Raw genomic sequence first — 26,875 nt, 5'->3', positions numbered from 1 at the left:
GAGCGCTGAGAAGGGGGTGGGCAGTCCGCACATTGCGCGGACTGCCCACCCGTGCGCCAGGACCGACCAGAACCGCGGGCCCGGGAAGGACCCTGATGAGTGTGACCACCGACGAGACCGTGATCCGGTCCGAGTCTTCCGGGCCTGCCCCGGTGGAGAAGCCGCAGCGCCGCGGATTCTTCGCGGCCGGCCAGTACATCCCCTACGCCCTCCTGCTGCCCGCCGTCATCGCACTGGTGGGCGTTCTGGCGTACCCGCTGTACAGCCTGTTCGACCTCTCGTTCAAGAACGTCAACCGGTACGCGTACCTGGTCAACCCGGCGCTGTCGAAGTACATCGGCTTCGACGGGTACACCAAGATCTTCAAGGACAGCCAGTTCTGGGAGGTGGTCCTCCGCTCGGTCTACTTCACCGCCGAGCTGGTCGTCCTCTCGATGGTGCTGGGCATGCTGATCGCCCTGCTGCTGAACCGGGTCTCCAACTGGGTCAAGGTCACGATCATCACCGTGCTGATGTTCGTCTGGGCGATCCCCGCGCTGGTCACCGGCCAGGTGTTCCGCTGGCTGTTCTCCTCCACCGGCGGCGTGGTCGACTACCTGGCCTACCTGGTCACCGGCGACGAGAGCTGGAAGCACTACGACTGGTTCGCCGACCCCACCGTCGGCCTCTTCGTGGTCGGCGCCGCGGTCATCATCTGGGGCGCGCTGCCCTTCCTGGTGCTCGGCATGAACGCCGCCCTCACCCAGGTGCCGAAGGAGCTGATGGAGGCCGCGGAGCTGGACGGCGCCTCCGTCTTCCAGGCGTTCCGGCACGTCACCCTCCCGGTGATCCGCCCGTTCCTGATGATCAGCGCCGCGCTGAGCTTCATCTGGGACTTCCAGGTCTTCGCGCAGATCTTCTCGCTGCGCAACACCTCCCCCGAACCCGAGTACTGGACCATCGGCACCTTCCTGTACGAGAAGGGCATCGTCGCCTCGAAGTACAGCGACAGCTCGGTGATCTCGCTCGTGATGATCATCATGATGCTGGCGGTGCTCGTCTTCTACATCCGCCAGATGCTCAAGATCGGAGCCAACGAACGATGACCGCGGACATCATGGGGGCCAAGCCGGCCCCGCCGCTCGGCCCCGAGAGCGTCACGCCGAAGAAGGTCCGGAAGGCCCGCAAGACCGGTGAGAACCGGGTGATGACCTGGGTGTGGAACACCGTCGGCCTGGCGATCGCCGTGGTGATGGGCTTCCCGATCTACTGGATGGTCCTCACCACCTTCAAGACCAACAAGGACCTGATCGCCCAGGACCCGACGTTCTGGCCGAGCTCGTTCTCGTTCGACAGCTACAAGACCATCTTCGACGACACCGAGTTCCTGCCCTCGCTGCAGAACACCGTGATCATCACCATCGGCTCGGTGGTGCTCGGCCTGGTGGTCGGCTTCCTCGCCGCCGTCGCGGTGGCCCGGTTCAACTTCCGCGGCCGGAACTTCTTCATCGTCACCATGCTGGTGGTCCAGATGGTGCCGCTGCTGGCGATCATCGTCCCGCTGTTCGTGGTGATGAACAACGCCAACATGACCGGCTCCGCGCTCGGCGTGATCCTGGCGTACCTGGTCTTCACCGTGCCGTACGTGATCTGGACGCTGCGCTCGTTCATCGTGAACATCCCGGCGGAGCTCGACGAGGCCGCGATGGTCGACGGCTGCACCCAGTGGGGCGCGTTCTTCCGCGTCATCCTGCCGCTCACCCTGCCCGGCCTGATCACCACCGGCGTCTACAGCTGGATCCAGGCCTGGAACGAGTTCATCGTCGCGAACACCCTGCTCTCCACCGGTGGACAGCGCACCGCGATGGGCTGGCTGACGTTCTACTCCACCACCCCCACCCGCGGCGCCGACTACGGCGCGCAGATGGCCGGCGGTCTGCTGGTGTCGCTGCCCGTGATCATCCTGTTCGTGTTCTTCCAGAAGAAGGTGTCGGCGGGTCTCACCGCCGGTGCGGTCAAGGGCTAGTCCCCTTCCTCACCCCCACTGCACCTGAACACCTCCACCTCCAGGGAAGGAACCAAGGCGATGCCCGGTACGGAAAGCGCCGATCTCCTCCGCGACGCCGGAGCGGTACTGCAGCCCGGCTTCGCCGGTCTGACCGCGCCCGAGTGGCTGCGTCGCAGACTGGGCGACGGCGAACTCGGCGGCGTCGCCCTGTTCGGCCGCAACATCCGCACCCCGCAGCAGGTCGCCGCGCTCACCTCCGAGCTGTACGCGCTCAACGGTGACCTGCTGGTCGCCACCGACGAGGAGGGCGGCGACGTCACCCGCCTCGAAGTGACCAGCGGCTCCTCCTACCCCGGGAACCTGGCGCTCGGTGAGGTCGACGACACCGACCTCACCGAGCGGGTCGCCCGCTCCATCGGGTTCGACCTGGCCGGCGTCGGCGTGAACCTGAACTACGCGCCCGACGCGGACGTCAACTCCAACCCGGACAACCCGGTCATCGGCGTCCGGTCCTTCGGCGGCGACGGCGACCTCGCCGCCCGCCACACCGCCGCGTACGTCCGCGGCCTGCAGTCCGCCGGCGTCGCGGCCTGCGCCAAGCACTTCCCCGGCCACGGCGACACCGCCGGCGACTCGCACCTCGGACTGCCCCGGATCGACCTCGCCGCCGACCAGTTCGCCGAGCACCTACTGCCCTTCCGCGCCGCCATCGCGGCCGGCGTGAAGAGCATCATGACCGCGCACATCCTGTTCGACGCCTACGACGCCCAGCTGCCCGCCACCATGTCGCAGCGGATCCTCACCGGCCTGCTCCGCGAGGAGCTCGGCTTCGACGGGCTGATCGTCACCGACGGCATCGAGATGGGCGCCATCTCCGGCACCCACGGCGTCGCGGCCGGCTCGGTGCGGGCCGTCGCGGCCGGCGCCGACACCATCTGCGTCGGCGGCGGACTGCAGGACGAGGACGCCTTCGTCTACCTGCGCGACGCCCTGGTGTGGGCGGTCCGCGAGGGCCGGCTGTCCGCCGAGCGCCTGTACGAGGCCGCCGAGCGCAACCGGGCGGTCGCCCGCTGGTCGTCCGAGCTGCGCGCCTCGCTGGTCGGCCAGCAGGCCGAGGCCGGCGTGGGCCTGGCCGCCGCCCGCCGGGCGCTGCGGGTCACCGGCGAGCTCCGCCCGCTCGGCGGGGTGCCGCACGTGGTGGAGTTCTCCCCCGGCGCGAACATCGCGGCCGGCGACGAGACCCCGTGGGGCGTGGCCGGTCCGCTGGCCGAGCTGGTGCCCGGCACCACCTCCAGCCGGGTCTCCCCGCCCGCGACCGTCACCGAGGGCTCCGGCCTGCTGCACGTGGCCGTCGCCGCCGAGGACGCCGAGATCGACACCGCCCCGCTGCTCGGCGCGGCGGTCGGCCGCCCGCTGGTGCTGGTGGTGCGCGACGTGCACCGCCACTCCTGGATGCGCCGGGCCGCGCTCGCCCTGGTCGAGCACCGGCCGGACGCCGTGGTGGTGGAGATCGGCACCGCCCACGGGGTGGCCGAGCTGTTCGCCCCGCGCGGCGTCACCACCCTCGCCACCTACGGCGGCTCGCGGGTCTGCGCGATCGCCGCGGCCCAGGCGCTGGCCGGGCTCGCGGTCACCGCGGCCAAGGCCGGCTGAGACACTCGGGACGGGCCCGGGACGGGCGCCCCGCGCCCCGTTCCGGGCCCGTTGCGCACCGGTTTGCGGCCGGGAGCTCACGCTTGCTCACCCGTGCGTGCAAACATGTGCTGTTACATAGGACTTAGGGGTCCGTTAAGGACCACCTCCAACGAGGAGTGAGAGCTGCCATGAGTGGCGACAGGGATACGGCGTCGCTCGCCGAGGGCTCCACGGTGCCGACGCAGTCCGGCCCTGCCACCGCCACGGCCCGGGTGCCCAAGTACTACGGCCTGAAGCGGCACCTGCTGCAGCTGACCGAGACCCAGCCGGCCGGGACCCCGGTGCCGCCGGAGCGCGCGCTGGCCGCCCAGTTCGACACCTCGCGCACCACCGTCCGGCAGGCGCTGCAGGAGCTGGTGGTCGAGGGCCGGCTGGAGCGGATCCAGGGCAAGGGGACCTTCGTCGCCAAGCCGAAGGTCGCCCAGGCGCTGCAGCTGACCTCGTACACCGAGGACATGCGCGCGCAGGGCCTGGAGCCGACCTCCCGGCTGGTCGAGGTCGCCTACATCTCCGCCGACGAGCGGCTCGCCCCGCTGCTGGACATCAAGCCCGGCGGCCGGGTGCTGCGGATCGAGCGCCTGCGGCTGGCCAACGGCGACCCGATGGCGATCGAGGTGGCGCACCTGTCGGCCAAGCGCTTCCCCGCGCTGCGGCGCAACCTCGCCAAGCACAACTCGCTGTACACCGCGCTGCGCGAGGTCTACGGGGTGACCGTCGCGGAGGCCGAGGAGACCATCGAGACCACCCTCGCCAACCCGCGCGAGGCCGGCCTGCTCGGCTCCGACCTGGGCCTGCCGATGCTGCAGCTGTCCCGGCACTCCTTCGACGCCGACGGCGCGCCGGTGGAGTGGGTGCGGTCGATCTACCGGGGGGACCGGTACAAGTTCATCACCCGGCTGAAGCGCCCGGAGTAGGGATTCCCTCCGGGTGATCGCCGGTTCCGGGTTGACGGGGTAGTGACACAGCTCACTCGCTTGCCCTAACCTCGCGAGGACCTTTCGATCACCCGAAGGTGCTGCTCGGCGGGCGTGCAGAGATGTGCGCTGCGGCGCCAGTGAGGTGACTCCTCGTCATCCGGGAGCCGCTCATGTCGTCGTCTCGAGTTCCGTCCGCGGGCGCACCGCCCGCGGTGTCGCCCGCGCGGGTGCTGGCCGGGCTGTGCCTGCTGGTGCCGATCGTGGTGATGCTGTGGGTGCCGTCCTACAGCAAGACCGCGCCCGCGCTCGGCGGGATGCCGTTCTTCTACTGGTACCAGCTGCTGTGGGTGCCGGTGTCGGCGCTGTTCACCGGCGCCGCGTACCTGCTGGTCCGGCGTGACGAGGCGGCCCGCCGGGCCGTCTCCGCCGGGTCCGTCCCGTCCGTGCCCGCGCAGGCGGAGGGGGACGGGAAGTGAAGCACGTGGACTGGACCGCGATGACGGTCTTCCTGCTGTTCTTCGCCGCGGTGACGGTGATGGGCTTCCTGGCCGCCCGCTGGCGGAAGGCGGACGACGCGCAGCACCTGCACGAGTGGGGGCTGGGCGGCCGCAGCTTCGGCACCTGGATCACCTGGTTCCTGCTGGGCGGCGACCTGTACACCGCCTACACGTTCATCGCGGTGCCGGCGGCGATCTACGCGGCCGGCGCGGCGGGGTTCTTCGCGGTGCCGTACACGATCATCGCGTACCCGCTGGTGTTCCTGTTCCTGCCCCGGCTGTGGTCGGTGTCGCGGGTGCACGGCTACGTGACGCCGGCGGACTTCGTGCGCGGCCGGTACGGGTCGCGGACGCTGTCGGTGGTGGTGGCGCTGACCGGCATCCTGGCGACGATGCCGTACATCGCGCTGCAGCTGGTGGGCATCCAGGCGGTGCTGGACGTGCTGGGGGTGGGCGGCTCCGGGAACTGGTTCCTGAAGGACCTGCCGCTGTTCCTGGCGTTCGGCGTGCTGGCCGCGTACACCTACTCCTCGGGGCTGCGGGCGCCGGCCCTGATCGCGTTCGTGAAGGACGCGCTGATCTACGTCGTGATCATCGTGGCGGTGATCTACATCCCGATGCGGCTCGGCGGCTACGGGCACATCTTCGACTCCGCGGCGCACAAGTTCGCCGCGCTCAATCCGAAGACCGGCAAGCCGGTCGGCTCGCTGGTGGTCGGCCCGTCCGGGCAGTGGGCGTACGCGACGCTGGCGTTCGGCTCGGCGCTGGCGCTGTTCATGTACCCGCACTCGGTGACCGGCGTGCTGGCGTCGAAGTCCCGCAACACGGTCCGCCGGAACATGGCGATCATGCCGGCGTACTCGCTGATGCTGGGCCTGCTGGCGCTGCTCGGGTTCATGGCGATCGCGGCGGGGGTGAGCAAGGGCGACCCGAAGTACAACAGCCAGCTGGCGGTGCCGCAGCTGTTCGCGGACCTGTTCCCGTCCTGGTTCACCGGCGTGGCGTTCGCGGCGATCGGGATCGGCGCGCTGGTGCCGGCGGCGATCATGTCGATCGCGGCGGCGAACCTGTTCACCCGCAACGTGTACAAGGAGTTCCTGAAGCCGCAGGCGACGCCCGCCGAGGAGACCCGGGTGGCGAAGATCGCCTCGCTGCTGGTGAAGGTCGGCGCGCTGGCGTTCGTGCTGCTGATGGACAAGCAGGCGGCGATCAACCTGCAGCTGCTGGGCGGCCTGTGGATCCTGCAGACCGCGGTGGCGCTGGTCGCGGGCCTGTTCACCCGGTGGTTCCACCGCTGGGCGCTGCTGGCCGGCTGGGCGGCCGGCATGGTGTACGGCACCTGGGTGGCGTGGGGGATCGCCTCGCCGGCCACCAAGCACTTCGGCGGGAACTCCGCGAAGATCCCGGGGATCGGCGAGATCGGCTACATCGGTCTGACCGCGTTCGTGCTCAACCTGGTGGTGGCGGTGGTGCTGACGCTGGTCCTGCGGGCCCTGAAGGCCCCGGAGGGCGTCGACGAGACCTCCCCGGCGGACTACTCCGCGGAGTCCGGCGACGAGGCCGTGGAGCGCGCCCCGCAGCCCGCGGCGGCGCACTGACGCACCAGGGGCGCGCGTAGCCGTCCCATGCGCCCTGTGATCGCGCCGTTGCCTCAGTCGACACTGGGGTGACGGCGCGATCATCTGTTAAGACCGCCCGAATTTCGGAGAGACCGGGGAGAGAAGAGCACCACCGACACGGGGAGCCACGCATGACCGACCTCACCACGGTACGCAACGGGCACCGCCCCGAGGCGGAGCCGGCCGACCGCGGCGGCAGACGCCTGCCCTCGGTCCTGGTCGCCACCCGGCACGGCGAGTCCACGGCCAACGTGGAGTTCCGGCACGCGGACGCCACCGGCGCGCTGTCCGTCCCGATCACCTCCCGGGACGCCGACATCCCGCTCTCCCTCCACGGCCAGGACCAGGCCCGCGACCTGGGCCGCTGGTGGGCCGCCCGGCCGCCCGCCGACCGGCCCCGCTCGGTGTGGTGCTCCCCCTACCTGCGCACCGCCGAGACCGCCCGGATCGCGCTCGCCCAGGCCTCCGGGCTGGGCGCCGTGCCGGTCGGCCTGACGGTCCGTTACGACGAGCGGCTGCGCGACCGGGAGCTCGGCGTGCTGGAGATGCTCACCAAGGCCGCCATCGAGCGCGACCACCCGGCCGAGGCGGAGCGCCGCCGCCGGATGGGCGAGCTGTACTACCGGCCGCCCGGCGGCGAGTCCTGGCTGGACGTGGCGCTGCGGGTCCGCGACCTGCTGCGCGACCTGTGCGAGGAGGAGGCCGGACGGCCGGTCCTGGTGGTCGCGCACGACTGCACGGTGCTGATGCTGCGGCACGTGCTGGACCGGCTCGGCGAGGAGGAGCTGCTGGCGCTGCCGCCGGTGGCGAACTGCTCGACCAGCGTGTGGCGGGCCCGCGACGGGCGGCTGCGCCCGGCCGGCTGGAACCAGACCGGGCACCTGTCCTGACCCGCCCGGCGCCCGTCCCGACCGGGCGCCGTTCCCCGGCGGTGCGTCAGCTCCCCGCCCGGTGCTCGGCCCGGCCGGAGCCGCCGAACGCCCGCCGGTAGGCCTGCGGGGTGGTGCCGAGCCGGCGGCCGAAGTGGTGCCGCAGGGTGGCGGCGTTGCCGAAGCCGCAGCGGGCGGCGACCGCGTCCACGCTCTCCTCGGTGGACTCCAGCAGGCGCTGCGCGAACAGCACCCGCTGGCCGGTCAGCCAGCGGTGCGGGGTGGTGCCGGTCTCCTGCTGGAAGCGGCGGGCGAAGGTGCGCGGCGACATGTGGGCGAGGCGGGCGAGGTCCTCGACGCTGGTCTCCCGGTCCAGGTGGCGGCGCATCCACTCCAGCACCCCGGTCAGCGAGTCGGCGTCGCACTCGGGCAGCGGCCGGTTGATGAACTGGGCCTGGCCGCCGTCCCGGTGCGGGGCGACCACCATCCGGCGGGCGATGCCGCGGGCGACCTCGGCGCCCTGCACCTTGCGCACCAGGTGCAGGCAGGCGTCGATGCCGGCGGCGGTGCCCGCCGAGGTGATCACCGGTTCGTCGTCCACGTACAGCACCCCGGGTTCGACGGTGGTGAGCGGGAAGCGCTCCGCCATCAGGTCGGCGTACTGCCAGTGGGTGGTGCAGCGGCGGCCGTCGAGCAGGCCGGCCGCGCCGAGCAGGAAGCTGCCGGAGCAGATCGACAGCAGGTGCGCGCCCCGGTCGTGGGCGGCGCGCAGCGCCTCGATCAGCGCGGCGGGGTACTGCTCGCGGATGCCGGTGGCGGTGGCGATCACCAGGTCGGCCTCGGCGATCCGCTCGGGGCCGTAGGGGACGTGGACGTCGAAGCCGGCGTGCGTGCGCATCGGGCCGGTCCGGTCGCCGACCAGGGCGAACTCGTAGGTGGGCAGGCCGGACTCGCTCCGGTCCAGGCCGAACACCTCGCAGGCGACGCCCAGTTCGAAGGGGTGGATCTCCTCCAGGACGACCACCGCGACATTGCTCAGCATGGGACCAGCATGGCAGTGGCAGGATTTCGTGGCAATGGTGCTTTTCTGCCACTCGTCGCGGGGAGCGGCGACCGGGAGAGTGGAGCCATGACCACCGCGCTCGCCCTGCTGGGCCTCATCGGCAGTTTCGGACTCCTCGGCGTCCTGGTCGGCCGCGACCTGGACCGCAACGCCCCGACCGGCCGCGACCACCGGCCCCGGCCCACCGGCTACCCCCACGACCCCGACCTGCACGACCCGCGCCGCGAGGCGTCCGGCACACTGGCCGGATGCACTCCCCGATCGTCCGCCGCGCCCTCGACCACGACCTCCCCGGAGCGGCGGCCGTCTCCGTCGAGGCGTTCGTCGGCGACGGGTACACCTCGCCGGACTCCGACTACGTCCACCTGCTGAGCGACACCGGGCGCCGCAACCGCGAGGCCGAGGTGCTGGTCGCCGTCGACGCCGCGGGGGCGGTGCTCGGCTGCGTGACCTTCGCACCCGGCGGCACCGCCTGGGCGGACGTCGCCGCCCCGGACGAGGGCGAGATCCGGATGCTCGCGGTCGGCGCGGCGGCCCGCGGCCGCGGCGCCGGCCGCGCCCTGGTGCAGGCGGCGATCGACCGCAGCCGGGAACTCGGACTGGCCGGGATGGCGTTCTCCACCCGGCCGGAGATGGTCCACGCGCACCGGATCTACGACGCGCTGGGCTTCGTTCGCACCCCCGCGCGGGACTGGCAGCCGCACCCGGGCCTGGAGCTGATGGTCTACACGATGCGGTTCTGAAGCCGCCCGGGCCGCGTTTTCGTTGTCTACGCGCGGCATCGCCGACACGACACGCGCTACTACATCTGGGGCTTCCAGCTCCAGCCGCCACTACATGTATGCTCACTCTCGCTGTCGAAGCAGGGGAACCCGGTGCGAGTCCGGGACTGCCCCGCAACGGTGAGCGGGCTGCAGCGACGCCCGCGCAGTCCGAGGACCTGCTGACGGTGTGCGACACGGCATCCCCGCAGACGCCATGCAGCACAGCTTTGCCGTCCGGTCTCGCGGGCGGGCCGGGGGTGGGTCTTTTGCGCGCCGTGAGCGTTTTCGGCGTGCCGTCCTCCCCTGTCCCCTGCGCGGAACCGGACAACCGAGCCACGTCCGCCGCCGCCACAGGAGAGAGTGCGCCTTGACCGTCGCCGCCTCAGTCACCCTGCCGTCCCAGGGATCCGCCGACGCCTTCACCGACCCCGGTGCGGCGCTGCTCCGGCTGCTCACCGACCGCAGCACCGATCTCCCCCAGGTGGACCCCGGCCACGTCGCCGCCGCCGCGCTGCGCGGCCGGCACGCCGGCTCGGACTTCGCCGAGCTCCGCGGGCTGGCCGTGGAGGCCGCCGCGTCGATGATCGCCGAGGACCCGCAGTACTCGAAGCTGGCCGCCCGCCTGCTGGCGTTGGAGATCGGCGACGAGGCCGCCACCCAGGGCGTCACCTCGTTCTCCTCCTCGGTGGCCGTCGGCCACGCCGAGGGCCTGATCGGCGACGCCACCGCCGCGTTCGTGGCCGCGCACGCCGAGCTGTTCGACTCGCTGATCGACCCCTCCGGCGACGACCGCTTCGAGTACTTCGGCCTGCGCACCGTGCAGTCCCGCTACCTGCTGCGGCACCCGATCACCCGCAAGGTGGTGGAGACCCCGCAGCACTTCCTGCTCCGGGTGGCGGCGGGCCTGGCGGTCGGCACCTCCGAGGAGTCGGTGCGCGAGGTCGCCGAGCTGTACACCCTGATGAGCCGCCTGGAGTACCTGACCAGCTCACCGACGCTGTTCAACTCCGGCACCCGGCACCCGCAGATGTCCTCCTGCTACCTGCTGGACTCGCCGCTGGACAACCTGGACTCGATCTACAACCGGTACGCGCAGATCGCCCGGCTGTCCAAGCACGCCGGCGGCATCGGCCTGTCCTACTCGCGGATCCGCTCCCGCGGCTCGCTGATCCGCGGCACCAACGGCAAGTCGAACGGCATCGTGCCGTTCCTGCGCACCCTGGACTCCTCCGTGGCGGCGGTCAACCAGGGCGGTCGGCGCAAGGGCGCGGCCTGCGTGTACCTGGAGACCTGGCACGCCGACATCGAGGAGTTCCTGGAACTCCGCGACAACACCGGCGAAGAGGCCCGCCGCACCCACAACCTGAACCTGGCGCACTGGATCCCGGACGAGTTCATGCGCCGGGTGAACGCCAACGCCGACTGGTCGCTGTTCTCCCCCGCGGACGTCCCCGAGCTGGTCGACCTGTGGGGCGCCGAGTTCGACGAGGCGTACGTCAAGGCCGAGCTGGCCGGCAAGGCCGTCCGCACCATCCCCGCGCAGACCCTGTACGCCCGGATGATGCGCACCCTGGCGCAGACCGGCAACGGCTGGATGACCTTCAAGGACGCCTCCAACCGGGCCGCCAACCAGACCGCGCTGCCGGGCCGCACGGTGCACTCCTCCAACCTGTGCACCGAGATCCTGGAGGTCACCGACGACTCCGAGACCGCGGTCTGCAACCTCGGCTCGGTCAACCTCGGCGCGCACGTCGCCGCCGGCGCCACCGCCGCCGACCTGGTGAACGCGATGGACTGGGACCGCCTGGACGCCACCGTGCGCACCGCGGTGACCTTCCTGGACCGCGTGATCGACATCAACTTCTACCCGACCACCGAGGCCGGCACCTCCAACTCCCGCTGGCGACCGGTCGGCCTGGGCGTGATGGGCCTGCAGGACGTGTTCTTCCAGCTGCGCCTGGACTTCGACTCCGCCGAGGCGAAGACCCTGTCCACGCTGATCGCCGAGCGCATCATGCTCACCGCCTACGAGCGCTCCGCGGACCTCGCCGAGCAGTTCGGCCGGCACGAGGCGTACGGCGAGACCCGGGCCGCCCGCGGCCAGCTGCACATCGACCACTTCGGCTCGGCGAACCCGCAGTGGACGGCGCGCTGGGACGCGCTGCGGGCCCGGATCGCCGAGACCGGCCTGCGCAACTCGCTGCTGCTGGCGATCGCCCCGACCGCGACCATCGCGTCCATCGCCGGCGTGTACGAGTGCATCGAGCCGCAGGTCTCCAACCTGTTCAAGCGCGAGACCCTGTCCGGCGAGTTCCTCCAGGTCAACCCGTACCTGGTGCGCGAGCTCAAGGAGCTGGGCGTCTGGGACCAGACCACCCGGGACGCGCTGCGCGAGGCCAACGGCTCCATCCAGGAGTTCAACTGGCTGCCGCAGGAGGTCCGTTCGCTGTACCGCACGGCGTGGGAGCTGCCGCAGCGCGCGCTGATCGACCTGGCCGCGGCCCGGCAGCCGTACATCGACCAGAGCCAGTCGCTGAACCTGTTCATGGCGGCGCCGACCATCGGCAAGCTCTCCTCGATGTACTCCTACGCCTGGAAGGTCGGTCTGAAGACCACCTACTACCTGCGCTCGCGCCCGGCGACCCGGATCGCCCAGGCCGCGCCCGGCGCCGCCCGCACCGCCGCCCCCGTGCCGGTGCAGACCCCCACCCTCTCCCAGGCCGAGCAGGACGCCATCGCCTGCTCGCTGGAGAACCCCGAGTCCTGCGAGGCCTGCCAGTGAGCACCGAAGACCAGAAGAAGATGCTGCTCGACCCGGGCTTCGAGCTGACGCTGCGTCCGATGCGCTACCCGTCGTTCTACGACCGGTACCGGGACGCGATCAAGAACACCTGGACCGTGGAGGAGGTGGACCTGCACTCCGACGTCGCCGACCTCGCCAAGCTCTCCGAGGGCGAGCGGCACATGATCGGGCGGCTGGTCGCGTTCTTCGCCACCGGTGACTCGATCGTGGCGAACAACGTGGTGCTGAGCCTCTACAAGCACATCAACTCCCCCGAGGCGCGGCTGTACCTGTCGCGGCAGCTGTTCGAGGAGGCCGTGCACGTCCAGTTCTACCTGACGCTGCTGGACACCTACCTGCCCGACCCGGACGACCGCAACGCGGCCTTCGCCGCGGTGGAGAACATCCCCTCCATCCACCAGAAGGCCCAGTTCTGCTTCAAGTACATGAACGCGGTCGACCACATCGACTCGCTGCAGTCCAAGGACGACCGGCGCGCGTTCCTGCTGAACCTGATCTGCTTCGCGGCCTGCGTCGAGGGCCTGTTCTTCTACGGAGCGTTCGCCTACGTGTACTGGTTCCGCAGCCGCGGTCTGCTGCACGGCCTGGCGACCGGCACCAACTGGGTGTTCCGCGACGAGTCGATGCACATGGACTTCGCGTTCTCGGTGGTCGACACCGTCCGCGAGGAGGAGCCCGACCTCTTCGACGACAAGATGGCCCAGCAGGTCACCGAGATGCTGGAGGAGGCCGTCGAGGCCGAGCTCCAGTTCGCCCGCGACCTGTGCGGCGAGGGCCTGCCCGGCATGAACACCGAGTCCATGCGCGAGTACCTGCAGGCGGTCGCCGACCAGCGCCTGGCCCGCCTCGGCCTCCCGATCCGGTACGGCTCCAGCAACCCGTTCGGCTTCATGGAGCTGCAGAACGTCCAGGAGCTGACCAACTTCTTCGAGCGCCGGGTGTCCGCGTACCAGATCGCCGTCGAGGGCTCGGTCTCCTTCGACGACGAGTTCTAGGCCGCAGCACGCGCGGAGGGCCGCACCCCCGTCGGGGGTGCGGCCCTCCGCGCGTGCGCGCGGTGACGCCGGGTCAGCCGCGGCCCCAGGTGTTGCTGGCCCAGACCGCGCCGCCGACGGCCGGGCCGCCGTTCTTGCGGTAGACCACGAAGTTGGCGTCGTCCTGCAGCACCGCGTACGCGCCCGCGTTGCCCCACGTGCCGGTGCTCCACAGCGCGCCGCCGGGGTCGCTGCGGCCCGCGCGGTAGACGACCAGGTTGCCGTCGGCCTGCATGAGGGCGTACGCGCCGGCGTGGCCCCAGGTGTTGCTCGACCAGAGGGCGGCGCCGTCGCTGCGGCGGTACAGCACCAGGTTGCCGTCGGCCTGCATGACCAGCCTGGTGGTGGCGGACTGGGTCCACTGGCCGGCGGTGAACCGCCGGCCGCCGCCGAACGCGGAGGGGCCCGCCTGGGTGCCGGTGGCCCAGATCGCGCCGCCGACGGCCGGGCCGCCGCCGCGGCGGTAGATCACCACGTTGCCGTCGGCCTGGACGACGGTGTACGAGCCGCCGTTCCCGCCGCCCCAGGTGTTGCTCGACCACAGGGCGCCGCCCGCGCCCGGTCCGCCGTCCCGGCTGTAGACGACCAGGTTGCCGTCGTCCTGCATCACCGCGTACGCGCCGGGCTGCCCCCAGGTGTTGGTGCTCCACAGCGGCTGGCCGGCGCCGGCGACCTTCAGGTAGGCGACCAGGTTGCCGTCGGCCTGCATGGTCAGGGTGATCGAGTCGCTGCTCAGGCTCTGCCCGGCGGTCAGCCGCTGCCCGGGCTGCAGGTAGCCGTCCGAGCCGGGCGAGGTGACGTCCAGGTAGTTGGCGTCGATGCCGATCCGGTAGCCGCCGTACGACTCGGAGACGTCGCCGGAGTACTGGTGGGCGCGCCGGCCGCCGGTGAAGTAGCCGGCTCCGGCGGGCAGGCCCATGCCGGCGTCGGTCACGTCGTGGTGGGAGTTCCAGGCGGCCGACCACAGCACGTCGGGCTGCGGGTAGGAGGCGTCGGTGTACCGGGCGGCGAGGTCCTTCACACCGCTGTTGGCGCTCGCGTAGATGCCGGAGCGCCAGCCCTGCGCGTGCAGCCGCTCGGTCCAGCCCGCCAGGTAGGCGACCACCCGGTCCCGGTACACGGCGGAGTCGTAGTTCTCCATGTCGTTGTACAGCACCGCGCCGGGCTGGAAGCCGAGCCCGGCGGCCTTGAGGATCGCGTCGTCGGCGGCGTCGGCGCCCTGCTGCCGGGCGGTCGCGAGGTCCGCGTCGACCAGCAGGTTGCCGCGGGCTGCCTGGTGGCCCACGTAGATCGGGAGGAAGCCCCAGCCCTCCTTGACCCGGGAGTCCACCCAGCTCTTCACCGGGGCCGGGCAGGCCTGCGAGGGCCCGCCGATGTACACCCCGACCGCCCGGTACGGGGAGGACGTCGACCAGGCGTTCATCGCGGCGTCGGACGGCGCGGAGCAGGCGTCGAACGCGAAGCCCACCACGTCGGTGCGCGGCCCGCTGGTGGTCGCGGCGTAGGTGGCGGTCGTGACCGCGGGGGCGGCCGCGGCGACCCGGGCGCCGGTGGCGGCGTCCGCGGTGGCGGTCTCCAGGATCTGCCGCACCCGGTCCGGCGCGGCGGCGTAACTGGCCGTCACCTCCAGGCCGGTGGAGCCCAGTCGGGCCTGGATCTGGTGGCCGGCGTCGGCGTCGTCGAGCACGCTCTGCGCGATCGGCCGGCCGGGCTGCACGGTGCCCTGGGCGCGCCCGGCCTTCACCGGCTGGATCAGCAGGCCGTCGGCGCGGCCGGGCGCCAGGTGCGCCGGGCAGTTCTGGTCGTCCCCGGGCGTGCCCAGGTAGACGGCGCTGACGTCGAGCCGGACGCAGGTGGTCGGGGCGGCCGCCAGGTCGACGACCGGCCAGTCGGCGGGCACCTGGGCGTGGAAGCCCCGGTAGTCGACCCGCTTGGTGGCCCCCGCCGCGGCGGCCGCGGACGGCTGCGCGGCGGGCGCGGCGCTGTCGGCGCCGGCGCTCGCGGACGGCTCCGGCCGCACGTCGGGCGCGCTGGGCGCCGGGGTGGCCGTCGGCCCGGGGACAGTGGGGGTGGTGCCGGCGCCCCACGCGCTGGGCACGGTGGCCGCGAGTCCGGAGGCGGCCAGGATCACGACCGTGGCGCGCCCTGCCGTTCGACGCTGCATGTTCTTGTCCCGCCCTGGTGCCGTGTCCGACCGTGTGGTGTCGACAGGACTGTAGTGGACGGCCCGCGGCTGTTCGGAGCCGCACCTCCGGCGGCGCGCGGAACGCCGCAGGGCCGCACCCCGAGCGGGGTGCGGCCCTGCGGCGACGGTCCGTCAGTCGTTCGGCACGGTGGCGTACTTGGGGGTGCCTTCGGCCATCTGCCGCAGCGCGTCCTTGCGGTCCCGCTTGGAGAGCCGGTCGATGTACAGGTAGCCGTACAGGTGGTCGGTCTCGTGCTGCAGGCAGCGGGCGAAGAAGCCGGTGCCCTCGACCCGGACCGGGTTGCCGTCCTTGTCCTGGCCGTTGACGGCGGCGTAGTCGGGGCGGGCGAGCTCCTGGTACGCGGTGGGCACCGACAGGCAGCCCTCCTGGCCGTCGTCCAGGGTCCGGCGGCCGGCCGGGAGGTCCTCCAGCACCGGGTTGACCAGGTGGCCGACGTGGCGGACGCCCTCGTCGTCGGGGCAGTCGTAGACGAAGACCTTCAGGTCCACGCCGATCTGGTTGGCGGCCAGGCCGACGCCCTCGGCGGCGTACATCGACTGGAACATGTCGTCGATCAGGGCGGCGAGTTCACCGTCGAAGGCGGTGACGGTCCGCGTCTCGCGGTGCAGCACCGGGTTGCCGACCACGGTGATCGGGCGGGCGGTGCCCCTGCCGAGGTCGGGCAGCTCGCCGACCACCCGCTGGACCCCGGTGTCCTCGTGCTCGTGGTCGTGCTCGTGGTCGTGCCCGTGGTCGTGGTCGTGGTGCTCGGCCATCGCTTGCTTCCGCTCCGTCCGCATCCGGCTGGTGTACCGGTCCAGGGTACGGGGCGCGGCCGCCCCCCGGGGGAACCTCCCCGGGGGCGGTCAGCACACCTCTTCGAGGTCCCGGTAGGCGCGGGTGGCCGGGGAGGCCGCCGCCCAGCGGTCCAGCAGCGCGCGGACCAGGCCGGCCGGCGCGGCGATGCCGCACTCGCGCTCGGACTGCCACGGCCCGCCGGCGGCGCCCTGGCTGAGGTGGCTGAGGTGGCCGGGGTGCAGCGGGTCGCCGTCGTCGTGCGGGTCGTGGTGCGCGGTGTGGCCGTCGTCGATCGCCATCCGGCTCTCCGAGCAGGTCCGGCACAGCAGCCGCACCGAGGACGTCCAGTCCTCGGCGGCGTACCCGGCGTCGGCGACGGTCTTCTCCAGCGCGTCCCGGTCGGCGGCGGTGGCGGCCTGCAGCAGCACCACCCAGGTCGGCACGGGCGACGGCGCCCACAGCTCGATCTCGTCGAACACCGGGTAGGCGACGCCGTCGGCGACCCGCTCGCCGTGCGGGGCGCCGTCGTGCAGCACCACTTCGCCCCAGCGGCGGCCGGAGGACGGCAGCGGGATCGACAGCACCTCGATCCGCGCCGGGTCGAGCCGCCGCCCCCACACCACTTCGGACTCGCCGTCCGGGGACAGCCGCACCGGGGTGGTGCCCAGGTCCAGCTCGATCGGCCCGTCGGCGGTCGGCCCGCCGGGCAGCCGCAGGCCGTACGCCTGCCAGGCGCGCCGGGCCAGCGGCCAGTCCTGCAGGGCGGTGGCGGTGATGCCGAGGTTCCACCAGTCCGGGGCGCCGTGCTGACGGTCCAGCAGGGCAACGGCGCGCAGGCCGGCCGAGCGGGCCTGCTCCCAGTCGCGGCGGAACTTGTGCAGCAGGGCCAGGTTGAACCAGGAGTCGGACAGCCACGGTTCCAGGTCCGCCGCCATCACCAGCAGCGCCCCGGCGTCCTCGTAACGGCCGTCGCCGATCAGCGTGAACGCACGGTCGGTGGTCTGCCGCCAGGTCGCCGACGGGCGGTGCCGTGCGCGGTGGAAGATCCTCACGTTGGTCCCTTGCCGTCGGTCGTCCCCGGGTCGCCCCGCCTCCGGGTCTTCCCGCCACGACCGCATCCAACCACGGCAGCACTCGGGCGCGCGCCCCGCGCGGCCATTCAGGCCGCGGGGCGGCCGGGCCGGTCAGGCCGCAGCACTGCTGTGCTGTTCCTCCCGCGGCGCGGCGGCGCCGTTCAGGCCGCGGCGCGGAGCCGGGCCGCACGGTGGCCGCGTCGGCCGAGCCGGGCGAGCGCGTCGAGCACCACCGGGTCGTAGCCGCGCCCGGCGTCCAGCCGCAGGTGCTCCAGCGGGTCGAGGGCGCCGGCCCGGGGACGGTCGGCGGCGGCGGTGCGCAGGTCGTCGTGGGCGTTGGCGACCCGGATGATCCGGGAGGCCAGCGGCAGCGTCGGGTCGTGCCGGCCGTCGGCGAGCCGGCACGGGTCGGCGAGCCGGGCGACCTGCTGCCACACCTGCCGGGGCACGCCGGTGCGCTGGATCACCTCGCTGCCGAGCCGGGCGATCCGCTGCTGCTCGGGGTCGGGCAGCAGCGCGGTCGCCCCGCCGGGCACCGGCTCGACCAGCGACAGCTGCCCGATGTCGTGCATCAGCGCGGCGTACTCCAGCAGCGTCAGTTCCCGGCTGCCGAGTCCGAGTTCGCGCCCCAGCGCGCACGCCGTGTCGGCCACCCGGCGGGCGTGCCCCGGGGTGGTGTAGCCGGCGATCTCGGTGGCCCGGGCCAGGGTCTCGATGGTCTGCCCGGTGGTGGCCCGCACCGCGACCGCCCGCCGGAACGAGGCCTGCGCGAGCAGCAGCGGCACGCAGAACACCGGCAGCGCCCACAGCCCGGCCTCCCCCGCCAGCAGGCTGAGCAGCAGCCCGGTGGCGACCTGCGCGGAACCGATGCCGAGCAGCGCGTGCAGCTGGTCGTCCAGCGCGGCCGCGTACCGCAGACCGGTGCGGGCGCACTGCTGGGCGGCGGCCAGCACCGCGTCGCCCAGCGCGGCCAGTGCGGCGACCCCGGCCAGCAGCGCCCCGTACGCGGGGCCGGGCAGCCGGTCGGTGACGCCCGCGTTGTACAGCGGCTGGAACAGCAGTGCGGCGAAGGAGACGGTCACCAGCCGGCGGGCCGCCGCGTCCAGCCCGCCGAGCGGGGTGCGCGGCCGCTTCCGGGCGGCGGCCAGCGCGGACCGCCCGGCGAGCTGCGCCCCGAGTCCGAGGCCGGTGCCGGCCATGGTGACGGCGGCGACCTGCAGCACCCCGTGTGTGGTGGGCAGCCCGTGCAGCGGCCCGAGCAACGCGTACGCGAGGGCGACGGCGGTGGCCACCGGCGCGGGTTCGCGGTCGCCGGGCAGCGCGGGCCCGGCGCACTGCCCGAGCGCGATCAGCGCGGTGAACGCCAGCGCGACCCCGGTCTGCGTGACGCCGTCGACCGACCCGTGCAGCACCGCGGCAGCGCCCAGCCCGGCCGCCACGACGTACAACAGCTCGGCCGCCCCGGGCCGCCGCCCGCTCATCCGCCCACCTCGCAGCCCCCCGGCGAACGCCCCGCGCCCGCGCCGCACGCCTCGACGACCTCGCGCCGCCCGCTCGCCCGCCGGCCGAGCCGACCCTGCGGGCGCCCGCTCCGCTCCCTCACGCCGGGCCTCCGGCGGGCAGGCCCTGGCCGGACTGCTGCGGGAGCCGGGCGGGTTCGGGCACGCCGAGGGGAATGTCCGGGACTTCGCCGTCCCAGCCGCCGGGCGGTGGGGGCTCGGGCTGCCATCCGTGTTCGGCGACCGCCTCGACCAGTGCGCCGACCATGACCGGGTCGAACTGGCTGCCCGCGCAGCGTTCCAGTTCGGCGACCGCCTCCGGGACGGGCCGGCCGCGCCGGTAGGACCGGGTGGAGGTCATCGAGTCGAAGGCGTCGGCGACCGAGATGATCCGGGCGAACTCGGGGATCCGCTCGCCCGCGAGCCCGTGCGGGTAGCCGCGGCCGTCCATCCGTTCGTGGTGGTGCAGGATGCCGTCGCGGCCCTCGCCGAGGAAGTCCAGCTGCCGCACCAGCTCGTGCCCGAACACCGGGTGCACCTCCACGGCGCGCCGCTCGGACTCCGTCAGCGGCCCGTTGCGCCTCAGGAGTTCGGTGGCCACGGCGAGCTTGCCGACGTCGTGCAGGGTGCCGGCGAAGTGCAGGGTGCGGAGCCGGTCCTCGGCGAGGCCGAGCTGGCGGGCGATCAGCACCGAGGCGCGGCCGACCCGTTCGCTGTGGCCGCGGGTGTACGCGTCCTTGATCTCGACGGCCTGCACCAGCGCCTGCACGGTCGCCCGGTGCGCGGTCCGCTCGCGGTGGCCCTGCGCGGACAGCCAGGCGGTGATGGTCAGCGGCAGCAGTCCGAGCACGGCGGCGAACGCCCCGTACGGGCCCTGCCAGAGCACCGCGATCATCAGGCCGCCCGCTCCGTGCAGCAGTGCGGCGGGCGCGGCCCGGCGGACCGCCCGCAGCGCGCCCTGCCGGGAGGAGCCGCAGGTGAGCCGGACCATGCCGGCCACCAGCACCCCGTTGACCAGACAGAACGTCAGGATCGCGGCGAGCGCCCCGAAGGCCGCGCCCGGGAAGCGGGTGCCGAGCAGCAGGCGGGCGCCGCCGAGCTGCCGGAACACCTCGGCGGCGGCCGCCGCGGCCAGCGCGAGCTGGGCGGCGTTCCACAGCCGGCGCAGCCCGCGCGGCTGCATCGCGGGGCCGAGCAGCGCGCCCGGCAGGGCGACCAGCGCCGCGGCCGCGGGCGGCAGCATGAGCACCCCCGCGAACAGCACCGGGAAGAAGCCGCTGCCCCGCGGGTCCGCGGGGGCTTCGTCGGCGGAACGGCCGCGCACCCACCGCCACACCCGCGCGCACGGGGTGCGGGCGCCCTGGGCGAGCGACTCCAGGCAGAGGTGCAGAAGGGCCAGCAGGCCGATCCGCGGCCAGTCGAACTCCGGTCCGGCGGCGGCCAGCGGCAGCAGCACCCCGAGCGCGGCGGCCAGCACGGCGGCGAGGTATCCGACGGCCCGCCCCGGCAGGGCGCTGCGCTGGCGTTCGCTGGCGATCTCGGCCTCCCCCGCCCGTACCGGGCCCTCCGACGTGAGGACTCGTCAGAGAATAGGGCCCGCCCGCACGGGTGCGGCGCACGATCGTGGATTGCCGCAGCCGGAGCAGCGACAGCTCACTCGATCGAGTGAGCGCTCACTCGGCGGTGGCTACCGCCGTACCGTGCCCGGCCGCGCCGTCGACCGTCACCTCCACGCTCACCGCGGACACCTCGATCACCGAGGTGTCCACCTCCCCGGAGCGCTGCGTCCGGATCGAGTCGATCCGCGCCAGCACCTTCGCCCGGAGGTCGGTGGGCGTGTCGTCGCAACCGCAGGAACGCTTGATCAGCGCCTTGATCGCCTGCTCCAGGCCGTACTTCTCCAGGCACGGCGAGCACTCGTCGAAGTGCACCCGCAGCTTGGCGCAGTCGCCCTCGGGCATCTCGTTGTCGAGGAATTCGTAGAGGTGGTCGAGCACCTCACCGCACTCGGTCTCGTGCGGATCGCCGCAGCTCATGAGCCCGTGCCCTTCGCTTCCTGCCCTGCACCGGTACCGGCCGGGACCAGCCCCCGCTCGCGGGCGTAGTCCTCCAGCATGCCGCGCAACTGGCGGCGGCCACGGTGCAGTCGGGACATCACCGTACCGATGGGTGTACCCATGATGTCCGCGATCTCCTTGTACGCAAAGCCCTCGACGTCCGCGAGGTACACCGCGATCCGGAATTCCTCCGGAATGGCCTGGAGCGCGTCCTTCACGTCGCTGTCCGGCAGGTGGTCGAGCGCCTGCGCCTCGGCCGAACGGAGGCCCGTCGACATGTGCGACTCGGCGCGCGCCAGCTGCCAGTCCTCGATCTCCTCGGCCGCGGTGCGCTGGGGTTCGCGCTGCTTCTTGCGGTACGAGTTGATGAACGTGTTGGTGAGGATGCGGTACAGCCAGGCCTTGAGGTTGGTGCCCTCACGGAACTGGTGGAACGACGCGTACGCCTTGGCGAACGCCTCCTGGAGCAGGTCCTCCGCGTCGGCCGGGTTGCGGGTCATCCGCAGCGCCGCCGAGTACATCGGGTCCAGATATCCCAGGGCGTCCCGCTCGAAGCGCTCGCGCCTCGCCGACTCGCTCTCGCTCTCGGACACCCTGAAGGTGTCCTCGCCGATCGCCTCGGCCAGTTCGTCGCCGGTGAGCTGTTCGCCCTCCGGACGGCCCTGGTCGGCGCCAGAAGCGCCCGACACGGCCGCGTCATCGGTCCCGACGACCGGACCCACCTCCTCGGAAACCCGCACGCGGCCCACCTCGGGCCGACCCGCAAGCGAGGATATCGGGCTGACCGGCTTCTCGCCCGCGACAACCCACTCCGACCAGTCCGGGACCAGCGGCGACTGCGCCGCACGCTCTTCCGGCCGCTCGGGGCACGCGATCGAACCCATGGACGCTGCCTTTCCACCGGGGGCATCTTCTGACGCCTCGTGCAACCCCGCTCGCCGCTCGGACATTCCCGGCGGGTCGGCGGACTACAGCCAGTCGCGGACGGCTTCGGTGACCAGCTGCACCGGATCGCCCGCCGCCGCCTTCTTCGGGACCTTGAACGCGTGGGAGGCGTGCGGGACCTCCACCAGCCGGTGGGTGTCCGGGAGGGCCGGGAACTCCTCCGGGGTGCCGAAGGTGTCGGCCCCGCCCTGCACCACCAGGGTCGGGAGGCCGGTGCCGAGCAGTTCCTCGGCCCGGCTCTTCTCCGGCTTGCCCGGCGGGTGCAGCGGGAACGCCAGCGCCAGCACGCCCGCCGCGCCGAGCTCCGCGCCGGTGCGGCAGGCGACGCGGGCGCCGGCGCTGCGGCCGCCGACGTGCACGGGGAGGCCGTCCTGCGCCGCGGCGGCGAACTGGGCGGGCCAGCCGGCGTCGAGGGTCCTGGGCGCGGGGGCGAGCTTGCGGCCGGCGACCCGCCAGGGCTGTTCGGCGAGGACCACGGTGATGCCGGCCGGCGGGAGGCCGGCGGCGAGGGCCTGCAGGTCGGGGGCCTCGATGCCGCCGCCAGCGCCGTGGCCGAGGAGCAGGACGGCGCGCGGGGCGGTGGCCCGGAACCAGTGGAGGCGGGCGTCCCCGGCGGGGGTGGCGATGATCCGCTGCATGGCGCAGAGCGTATAGAGGAGACGCGGTCAGAACAGGGTGGTGCGGTCGTCCTCGGTGAGTCGGCGGGTCAGGCCGGGGTGGTTGTTGCGGATCGAGCCGACCTCGTCGGGCACCGCGTGGATGCGCAGGGCGCCGGGCGGGGCGGGGTGAGGTCGGCGGTACCGGCGTGCGGGTCGAGCCAGGCGTCCCAGCGGTCGGGGCCGAGGTACAGCGGCATCCGCTCGTGGACGGGGGCGAGCAGGGGTTCGGCGGCGGTGGTGACGACGGTGCAGGTGACCAGCCAGGCGTCGGGGTGGTCGGCGGGGAGCTCGCGGTCGCGCCAGAACTCGTACAGCCCGGCGAGGGCCAGCGGGGCGCCGTCGGCCCGGGAGACGAAGTAGGGGCGCCGGGGCGGGCGGGACACGTCGTCGGTGGGCGCGGTCTGCCATTCGTAGTAGCCGTCGACGGGTATCAGGCAGCGCCGGGAGGCGTACGGCTGGCGGTAGGCGGGCTTCTCGTGGACGGTCTCCGCCCGGGCGTTGATCATCTTGACCGCGGTGTCCGCGCTGGCCGCCCAGGCGGGCACCAGGCCCCACCGCAGCACCCGGAGTTGACGGACCGGGTGGCGCTGTCCGCGCGGGGTGCGGTCGAGGACGGCGAAGGTCTTCGCGGTGGGGGCGACGTTCCAGCTGGGGGCGAGCGTCTCGGTCGGGTCCCACTGCTGGACGCCGAACAGCCGGACCAGTTCGGCGGGGTCGGTGGAGGAGGCGAAGCGGCCGCACATGGCGTTCAGCTTGCCAGAGCGCGCGGGCGGGCAGAACCGGCGGCTATCGGCGGCCCGTCCTTCCGTGGGAGGCTGCCCGCCCGGGCAGGGCACACGACGGCGATCGGAGGTCGGCCGCGATGGACTTCGCGCAACTGTGGGACCGGGTGACGGCCCTGCAGCCGGACCCGCCGGACTGGCTGGTGTGGGGCGCCGCGCTGGCGGCGCTGCTGGCGGTGGCGGTGCGCCCGGTCTGGCGGTTCAGCCGCACCGTGGTGACCATCGCGCACGAGGGCGGACACGGGCTGACGGCGCTGCTGACCCGCCGTCGGCTGTCCGGGATCCGGCTGCACTCGGACACCTCGGGCCTGACGGTGTCCTCGGGGCGGCCGACCGGCCCGGGCATGGTGCTGACCGCCGCGGCCGGCTACCCGGCACCCTCGCTGCTGGGCCTGGGCGGGGCGGCGCTGCTGGCGGCGGGCCGGATCACCGCGCTGCTGTGGATCGGCATCGTGCTGCTGGCGGCGATGCTGGTGACGCTGCGGAACCTGTTCGGGGTGCTGGCGGTGCTGGTGACCGGCGGGGCGTTCGTCGCGGTGTCCTGGTACGGGAGCGCCGAGTGGCAGGGCGCGTTCGCCTACCTGGGGGTGTGGTTCCTCCTGTTGGCGGGGGTGCGGCCGCTGCTGGAACTGTGGTCGAGCCGGCGCCACGGCCGGGCGCCGGGGTCGGACGCCGACCAGCTGGCGCGGCTGACCAGGGTGCCCGCGGCGCTGTGGGTGGTGCTGTTCCTGGTGCTGGCGCTGGCCTGCCTGGGGCTCGGGGCGGCCTGGCTGCTGCCTCGTCAGTGGCCCGGTGCCTCATAGACTTGGCGGCATGACCGACTCCCTGTGGCCCGCTCCCGTCGCCACCGCCGCCGTGGACGCGACCGTGACCATCCCCGGCTCGAAGTCCGCGACCAACCGCGCGCTGGTGCTGGCCGCCCTCGCCGACGGCCCGGGCTGGGTGCGCCGCCCGCTGCGCAGCCGCGACTCGCAGCTGATGGCGGACGGCCTGCGCGCACTGGGCGTGACGGTCGAGGAGACGGTGAACGCGGCGAGCGGCGGCACCGGCGGCGGCGAGGCGTGGCGGGTCATCCCGGCCGCCCAGCTGCGCGGCCCGGCGCAGGTCGACGTCGGCAACGCCGGCACGGTGATGCGCTTCCTGCCGCCGCTGGCCACCCTGGCGGACGGTCCGGTGCACTTCGACGGCGACCCGCGCAGCCACGAGCGCCCGCAGCACGGCGTGATCGACGCGCTGCGCGCCCTCGGCGCCCGGATCGACGACGGCGGCCGCGGCGGTTTCCCGCTCACCGTGCACGGCACCGGCGCGCTGGACGGCGGCCCGGTGGAGGTGGACGCCTCGTCCTCCTCGCAGTTCATCTCGGCGCTGCTGCTCTCCGGCGCGCGCTTCAACAACGGCGTGGAGATCCGCAACGTCGGCGGCACGGTGCCCTCGCTGCCGCACATCCGGATGACGGTCGACATGATCCGCAAGGCCGGCGGGCAGGTCGACGCGCCCGAGGACGGCGGCGAGAAGGACGTCTGGCGGGTCACCCCCGGCGCGCTGATCGGCCGCGACCTGGTGGTCGAGCCGGACCTGTCGAACGCGGCCCCGTTCTTCGCGGCGGCGCTGGCCACCGGCGGGCGGGTGACCGTCCGGGACTGGCCGAAGCACACCTACCAGCCGGGCGACCAGCTCCGCGAGATCTACACCGCGATGGGCGGCAGCTGCCAGTTCACCGACGAGGGGCTGGAGTTCACCGGCACCGGCAAGATCCACGGGATCGAGGTGGACCTGCACGACGTCGGCGAGCTGACCCCGGTGATCGCCGCGGTCGCGGCCCTCGCCGACTCCGAGTCGCACCTGTACGGCATCTCCCACCTGCGCCTGCACGAGACCGACCGGCTGGCCGCGCTCGCCAAGGAGATCAACGGCCTGGGCGGCGACGTCCGGGAGACCGAGGACGGCCTGCGGATCCGGCCCCGCCCGCTGCACGGCGGCGCCTTCCACACCTACGAGGACCACCGGCTGGCCACCGCCGCCGCCGTCCTCGGCCTGGTCGTCGACGGGGTCCTGGTGGAGAACGTGGCGACCACCGCGAAGACCCTGCCGGACTTCCCGCAGATGTGGGCCGACCTCCTCGGCCAGGGCTGACGGGGGATCACGAGCATGCGCCGCTACGGCAAGGACGCCGACGAGGACGACATCCGCAGCCGCCCGGGCCGCCGGGGCTCCCGCCCCCGCACCCGGATCCGGCCCAAGCACGAGGACGCCGCCGAGGCGATGATCCTCACCGTGGACCGGGGCCGGATGACCTGCCTGGTCGACGGCGGCACCAAGGACGAGCGCCAGGTCATCGCCATGAAGTCGCGCGAACTCGGCCGCAAGGGCGTCGTGGTCGGCGACACCGTCAGCGTGGTCGGCGACCTGTCCGGCGAGCCGGACACGCTGGCCCGGATCGTCCGGGTCGAGGAGCGCAGCTCGGTGCTGCGCCGCACCGCGGACGACGACGACCCGTACGAGCGGATCGTGGTCGCCAACGCGCAGCAGATGGCCATCGTCACCGCCCTGGCCAACCCGGAGCCCCGCCCGCGGCTGATCGACCGCTGCCTGGTCGCCGCGTACGACGCCGGGATGGAGCCGCTGCTGGTGCTCACCAAGGCCGACCTGGCCTCCGCCGACGAGCTGCTGGAGTCGTACGCGCCGCTCGGCATCCGCTACGTGGTGACCCGCGCCGACGAGCTGGAGTCGGTCGGCGCCGAGGCGGTCCGCGAGCACCTGCGCGGGCGCACCACGGTGTTCATCGGGCACTCCGGCGTCGGCAAGACCACCCTGGTCAACGCGCTCGTCCCGGAGCACCGGCGGAGCACCGGCCGGGTCAACGCCGTCACCGGCCGCGGCCGGCACACCACCGTCTCGGCGCTCGCCCTGCGGCTGCCCCCGCCGCCCGGGGTGAAGCCCACCTCCAAGAGGGCCCTCGACCCGGGCTGGGTGATCGACACCCCCGGCTTCCGGTCCTTCGGCCTCTCCCACATCGACCCGTCCCGGGTCATCCACGCCTTCCCCGACCTGGAGCCCGGCACCGCCGACTGCCCGCGCGCCTGCTCCCACGACGAGCCCGACTGCGCGCTGGACGCCTGGGTCGCGGACGGCCACGCCGATCCCGCCCGGCTGTACTCGCTGCGCCGTCTGCTGGCCTCCCGCGAGGCGCCCGAGGGCGACTGAGAATTCACCGCGATCACGAGTCGCTCGGCCCGATCCGCTGGGTAACGATAGGTAGGTCACACCGTCCTACCTGACAGGGAGTCAATCCGATGGCATGGGCCATGGTGATCCTCGCCGGTCTGCTGGAAACGGGCTTCGCGGTCAACCTCAAGCTCAGCCACGGCTTCACCCGGCTCTGGCCGACCATCACCTTCGCGCTGTTCGCGCTCGGCTCCTTCGGGCTGCTCACCCTCTCCCTGAAGACCCTCCCGGTGGGCAGCGCCTACGCGGTGTGGACGGGTATCGGCGCGGCCGGCACCGCGGTGTACGGCATGGTCTTCCTCGGCGAGTCCACGTCCACGCTGAAGCTGGTCTCCGTCTCGCTGGTCATCGCGGGCGTGATCGGTCTTCAACTCAGCGGCTCCGGACACTGAGTCCGCTAGGG

23 protein-coding genes, 1 pseudogene and 1 riboswitch are annotated in these 26,875 nt (G+C 73.1%); of the genes and pseudogenes, 14 read left to right on the top strand and 10 right to left on the bottom strand.

Features of this window, described 5'->3' with window-relative positions; all coding sequences use genetic code 11:
• The first annotated feature begins 95 nt into the window (after positions 1-95).
• The 7 genes from BX266_RS22110 to BX266_RS22080 all read left to right on the top strand — a co-directional run bounded on the left by BX266_RS22110 (position 96) and on the right by BX266_RS22080 (position 7,605).
• The gene (locus tag BX266_RS22110; RefSeq protein WP_259464799.1) at positions 96-1,085 is read left to right on the top strand and encodes a carbohydrate ABC transporter permease; all 990 of its coding nucleotides are present in this window, start codon (positions 96-98) and stop codon (positions 1,083-1,085) included.
• Complete coding sequence (locus tag BX266_RS22105) at positions 1,082-2,005, top strand: carbohydrate ABC transporter permease (protein ID WP_259464798.1); 924 nt, start codon at positions 1,082-1,084, stop codon at positions 2,003-2,005. Before BX266_RS22110 ends, BX266_RS22105 begins: the two co-directional genes overlap by 4 nt.
• A 60-nt stretch (positions 2,006-2,065) precedes the next feature.
• Positions 2,066-3,640 (top strand): glycoside hydrolase family 3 protein, encoded by a 1,575-nt coding sequence (locus BX266_RS22100; protein WP_099902399.1) that lies wholly within the window; start codon positions 2,066-2,068, stop codon positions 3,638-3,640.
• Positions 3,641-3,810: 170 nt separating this feature from the next.
• Entirely contained in the window at positions 3,811-4,596 is a 786-nt protein-coding gene (locus BX266_RS22095) for a GntR family transcriptional regulator (RefSeq protein WP_099902397.1), read from the top strand.
• A 173-nt stretch (positions 4,597-4,769) separates the two neighbouring features.
• The gene (locus tag BX266_RS22090; RefSeq protein WP_099902396.1) at positions 4,770-5,075 is read left to right on the top strand and encodes a DUF3311 domain-containing protein; all 306 of its coding nucleotides are present in this window, start codon (positions 4,770-4,772) and stop codon (positions 5,073-5,075) included.
• A gap of 20 nt (positions 5,076-5,095) precedes the next feature.
• Complete coding sequence (gene mctP / locus BX266_RS22085; protein WP_180290831.1) at positions 5,096-6,694, top strand: monocarboxylate uptake permease MctP; 1,599 nt, start codon at positions 5,096-5,098, stop codon at positions 6,692-6,694.
• Positions 6,695-6,846: 152 nt separating this feature from the next.
• Positions 6,847-7,605 (top strand): histidine phosphatase family protein, encoded by a 759-nt coding sequence (locus tag BX266_RS22080; protein ID WP_099902394.1) that lies wholly within the window; start codon positions 6,847-6,849, stop codon positions 7,603-7,605.
• A gap of 46 nt (positions 7,606-7,651) precedes the next feature.
• Here BX266_RS22080 and BX266_RS22075 read toward each other — a convergent pair whose 3' ends face one another.
• Complete coding sequence (locus BX266_RS22075; RefSeq protein ID WP_099902392.1) at positions 7,652-8,626, bottom strand: helix-turn-helix domain-containing protein; 975 nt, start codon at positions 8,624-8,626, stop codon at positions 7,652-7,654.
• A 269-nt stretch (positions 8,627-8,895) separates the two neighbouring features.
• Here BX266_RS22075 and BX266_RS22070 point away from each other — a divergent pair, with 269 nt between their 5' ends.
• The 3 genes from BX266_RS22070 (at position 8,896) to BX266_RS22060 (ending at position 13,209) form a co-directional block, all read left to right on the top strand.
• On the top strand, positions 8,896-9,390 hold the full coding sequence (locus BX266_RS22070) for a GNAT family N-acetyltransferase (protein ID WP_099902391.1): 495 nt from the start codon (positions 8,896-8,898) through the stop codon (positions 9,388-9,390).
• A gap of 81 nt (positions 9,391-9,471) precedes the next feature.
• Positions 9,472-9,610: riboswitch (cobalamin riboswitch) on the top strand.
• A 168-nt stretch (positions 9,611-9,778) separates the two neighbouring features.
• A complete protein-coding gene (locus BX266_RS22065; protein ID WP_099902389.1) occupies positions 9,779-12,193 on the top strand; it encodes a ribonucleoside-diphosphate reductase subunit alpha in 2,415 nt (804 codons plus the stop codon).
• Positions 12,194-12,213: 20 nt separating this feature from the next.
• On the top strand, positions 12,214-13,209 hold the full coding sequence (locus BX266_RS22060; protein ID WP_099908153.1) for a ribonucleotide-diphosphate reductase subunit beta: 996 nt from the start codon (positions 12,214-12,216) through the stop codon (positions 13,207-13,209).
• Positions 13,210-13,282: 73 nt separating this feature from the next.
• Here BX266_RS22060 and BX266_RS22055 read toward each other — a convergent pair whose 3' ends face one another.
• From BX266_RS22055 to BX266_RS22015, 9 genes and pseudogenes are all read right to left on the bottom strand, one after another.
• The gene (locus BX266_RS22055) at positions 13,283-15,412 is read right to left on the bottom strand and encodes a glycoside hydrolase domain-containing protein (protein WP_143686978.1); all 2,130 of its coding nucleotides are present in this window, start codon (positions 15,410-15,412) and stop codon (positions 13,283-13,285) included.
• Between the two features lie 153 nt (positions 15,413-15,565).
• Positions 15,566-16,210 (bottom strand): peptide deformylase, encoded by a 645-nt coding sequence (def, locus tag BX266_RS22050; protein ID WP_099902386.1) that lies wholly within the window; start codon positions 16,208-16,210, stop codon positions 15,566-15,568.
• Between the two features lie 90 nt (positions 16,211-16,300).
• On the bottom strand, positions 16,301-17,284 hold the full coding sequence (locus tag BX266_RS22045) for a hypothetical protein (protein WP_099902384.1): 984 nt from the start codon (positions 17,282-17,284) through the stop codon (positions 16,301-16,303).
• A 182-nt stretch (positions 17,285-17,466) separates the two neighbouring features.
• Positions 17,467-18,786 carry an HD-GYP domain-containing protein gene (locus BX266_RS22040; protein ID WP_099902383.1) on the bottom strand — a complete coding sequence of 440 codons (1,320 nt, stop codon included), beginning with the start codon at positions 18,784-18,786 and terminating at the stop codon, positions 17,467-17,469.
• A gap of 118 nt (positions 18,787-18,904) precedes the next feature.
• Positions 18,905-20,281, bottom strand: a complete 1,377-nt coding sequence (locus BX266_RS22035; protein ID WP_259464797.1) for an HD-GYP domain-containing protein — start codon at positions 20,279-20,281, stop codon at positions 18,905-18,907.
• Between the two features lie 196 nt (positions 20,282-20,477).
• Complete coding sequence (gene rsrA, locus BX266_RS22030) at positions 20,478-20,840, bottom strand: mycothiol system anti-sigma-R factor (RefSeq protein ID WP_099902380.1); 363 nt, start codon at positions 20,838-20,840, stop codon at positions 20,478-20,480.
• Positions 20,837-21,550, bottom strand: coding sequence for a sigma-70 family RNA polymerase sigma factor (locus BX266_RS22025; RefSeq protein WP_399171307.1), 714 nt, complete (start codon positions 21,548-21,550; stop codon positions 20,837-20,839). The genes rsrA and BX266_RS22025 overlap by 4 nt, the downstream gene beginning before the upstream one ends.
• Before the next feature lie 279 nt (positions 21,551-21,829).
• Positions 21,830-22,444 (bottom strand): alpha/beta family hydrolase, encoded by a 615-nt coding sequence (locus BX266_RS22020; RefSeq protein WP_099902377.1) that lies wholly within the window; start codon positions 22,442-22,444, stop codon positions 21,830-21,832.
• A gap of 27 nt (positions 22,445-22,471) precedes the next feature.
• Positions 22,472-23,208 (bottom strand): annotated as a pseudogene (locus BX266_RS22015) (SOS response-associated peptidase).
• A gap of 119 nt (positions 23,209-23,327) precedes the next feature.
• Here BX266_RS22015 and BX266_RS22010 point away from each other — a divergent pair.
• The 4 genes from BX266_RS22010 to BX266_RS21995 all read left to right on the top strand — a co-directional run bounded on the left by BX266_RS22010 (position 23,328) and on the right by BX266_RS21995 (position 26,864).
• Positions 23,328-24,050, top strand: a complete 723-nt coding sequence (locus BX266_RS22010) for a M50 family metallopeptidase (protein WP_099902373.1) — start codon at positions 23,328-23,330, stop codon at positions 24,048-24,050.
• A gap of 10 nt (positions 24,051-24,060) precedes the next feature.
• Positions 24,061-25,380 carry a 3-phosphoshikimate 1-carboxyvinyltransferase gene (gene aroA, locus BX266_RS22005; RefSeq protein ID WP_099902372.1) on the top strand — a complete coding sequence of 440 codons (1,320 nt, stop codon included), beginning with the start codon at positions 24,061-24,063 and terminating at the stop codon, positions 25,378-25,380.
• A 15-nt stretch (positions 25,381-25,395) separates the two neighbouring features.
• On the top strand, positions 25,396-26,451 hold the full coding sequence (rsgA, locus tag BX266_RS22000) for a ribosome small subunit-dependent GTPase A (protein ID WP_099902370.1): 1,056 nt from the start codon (positions 25,396-25,398) through the stop codon (positions 26,449-26,451).
• Between the two features lie 89 nt (positions 26,452-26,540).
• On the top strand, positions 26,541-26,864 hold the full coding sequence (locus BX266_RS21995) for a multidrug efflux SMR transporter (RefSeq protein ID WP_099902369.1): 324 nt from the start codon (positions 26,541-26,543) through the stop codon (positions 26,862-26,864).
• Positions 26,865-26,875: the final 11 nt, after the last annotated feature.

Source organism: Streptomyces sp. TLI_171 (assembly GCF_003610255.1).
In the GTDB taxonomy this organism is placed as follows: domain Bacteria; phylum Actinomycetota; class Actinomycetes; order Streptomycetales; family Streptomycetaceae; genus Kitasatospora.
This window is presented reverse-complemented; position numbering and strand designations above follow the sequence as displayed.

Coding starts and splice junctions, on each gene's coding strand:
- BX266_RS22110 (WP_259464799.1), top strand. CDS start 96: ATGAGTGTGACCACCGACGAGACCGTGATCCGGTCCGAGTCTTCCGGG.
- BX266_RS22105 (WP_259464798.1), top strand. CDS start 1,082: ATGACCGCGGACATCATGGGGGCCAAGCCGGCCCCGCCGCTCGGCCCC.
- BX266_RS22100 (WP_099902399.1), top strand. CDS start 2,066: ATGCCCGGTACGGAAAGCGCCGATCTCCTCCGCGACGCCGGAGCGGTA.
- BX266_RS22095 (WP_099902397.1), top strand. CDS start 3,811: ATGAGTGGCGACAGGGATACGGCGTCGCTCGCCGAGGGCTCCACGGTG.
- BX266_RS22090 (WP_099902396.1), top strand. CDS start 4,770: ATGTCGTCGTCTCGAGTTCCGTCCGCGGGCGCACCGCCCGCGGTGTCG.
- mctP (WP_180290831.1), top strand. CDS start 5,096: ATGACGGTCTTCCTGCTGTTCTTCGCCGCGGTGACGGTGATGGGCTTC.
- BX266_RS22080 (WP_099902394.1), top strand. CDS start 6,847: ATGACCGACCTCACCACGGTACGCAACGGGCACCGCCCCGAGGCGGAG.
- BX266_RS22075 (WP_099902392.1), bottom strand. CDS start 8,626: ATGCTGAGCAATGTCGCGGTGGTCGTCCTGGAGGAGATCCACCCCTTC.
- BX266_RS22070 (WP_099902391.1), top strand. CDS start 8,896: ATGCACTCCCCGATCGTCCGCCGCGCCCTCGACCACGACCTCCCCGGA.
- BX266_RS22060 (WP_099908153.1), top strand. CDS start 12,214: ATGCTGCTCGACCCGGGCTTCGAGCTGACGCTGCGTCCGATGCGCTAC.
- BX266_RS22055 (WP_143686978.1), bottom strand. CDS start 15,412: ATGCAGCGTCGAACGGCAGGGCGCGCCACGGTCGTGATCCTGGCCGCC.
- def (WP_099902386.1), bottom strand. CDS start 16,210: ATGGCCGAGCACCACGACCACGACCACGGGCACGACCACGAGCACGAC.
- BX266_RS22040 (WP_099902383.1), bottom strand. CDS start 18,786: ATGAGCGGGCGGCGGCCCGGGGCGGCCGAGCTGTTGTACGTCGTGGCG.
- rsrA (WP_099902380.1), bottom strand. CDS start 20,840: ATGAGCTGCGGCGATCCGCACGAGACCGAGTGCGGTGAGGTGCTCGAC.
- BX266_RS22020 (WP_099902377.1), bottom strand. CDS start 22,444: ATGCAGCGGATCATCGCCACCCCCGCCGGGGACGCCCGCCTCCACTGG.
- BX266_RS22010 (WP_099902373.1), top strand. CDS start 23,328: ATGGACTTCGCGCAACTGTGGGACCGGGTGACGGCCCTGCAGCCGGAC.
- aroA (WP_099902372.1), top strand. CDS start 24,061: ATGACCGACTCCCTGTGGCCCGCTCCCGTCGCCACCGCCGCCGTGGAC.
- rsgA (WP_099902370.1), top strand. CDS start 25,396: ATGCGCCGCTACGGCAAGGACGCCGACGAGGACGACATCCGCAGCCGC.
- BX266_RS21995 (WP_099902369.1), top strand. CDS start 26,541: ATGGCATGGGCCATGGTGATCCTCGCCGGTCTGCTGGAAACGGGCTTC.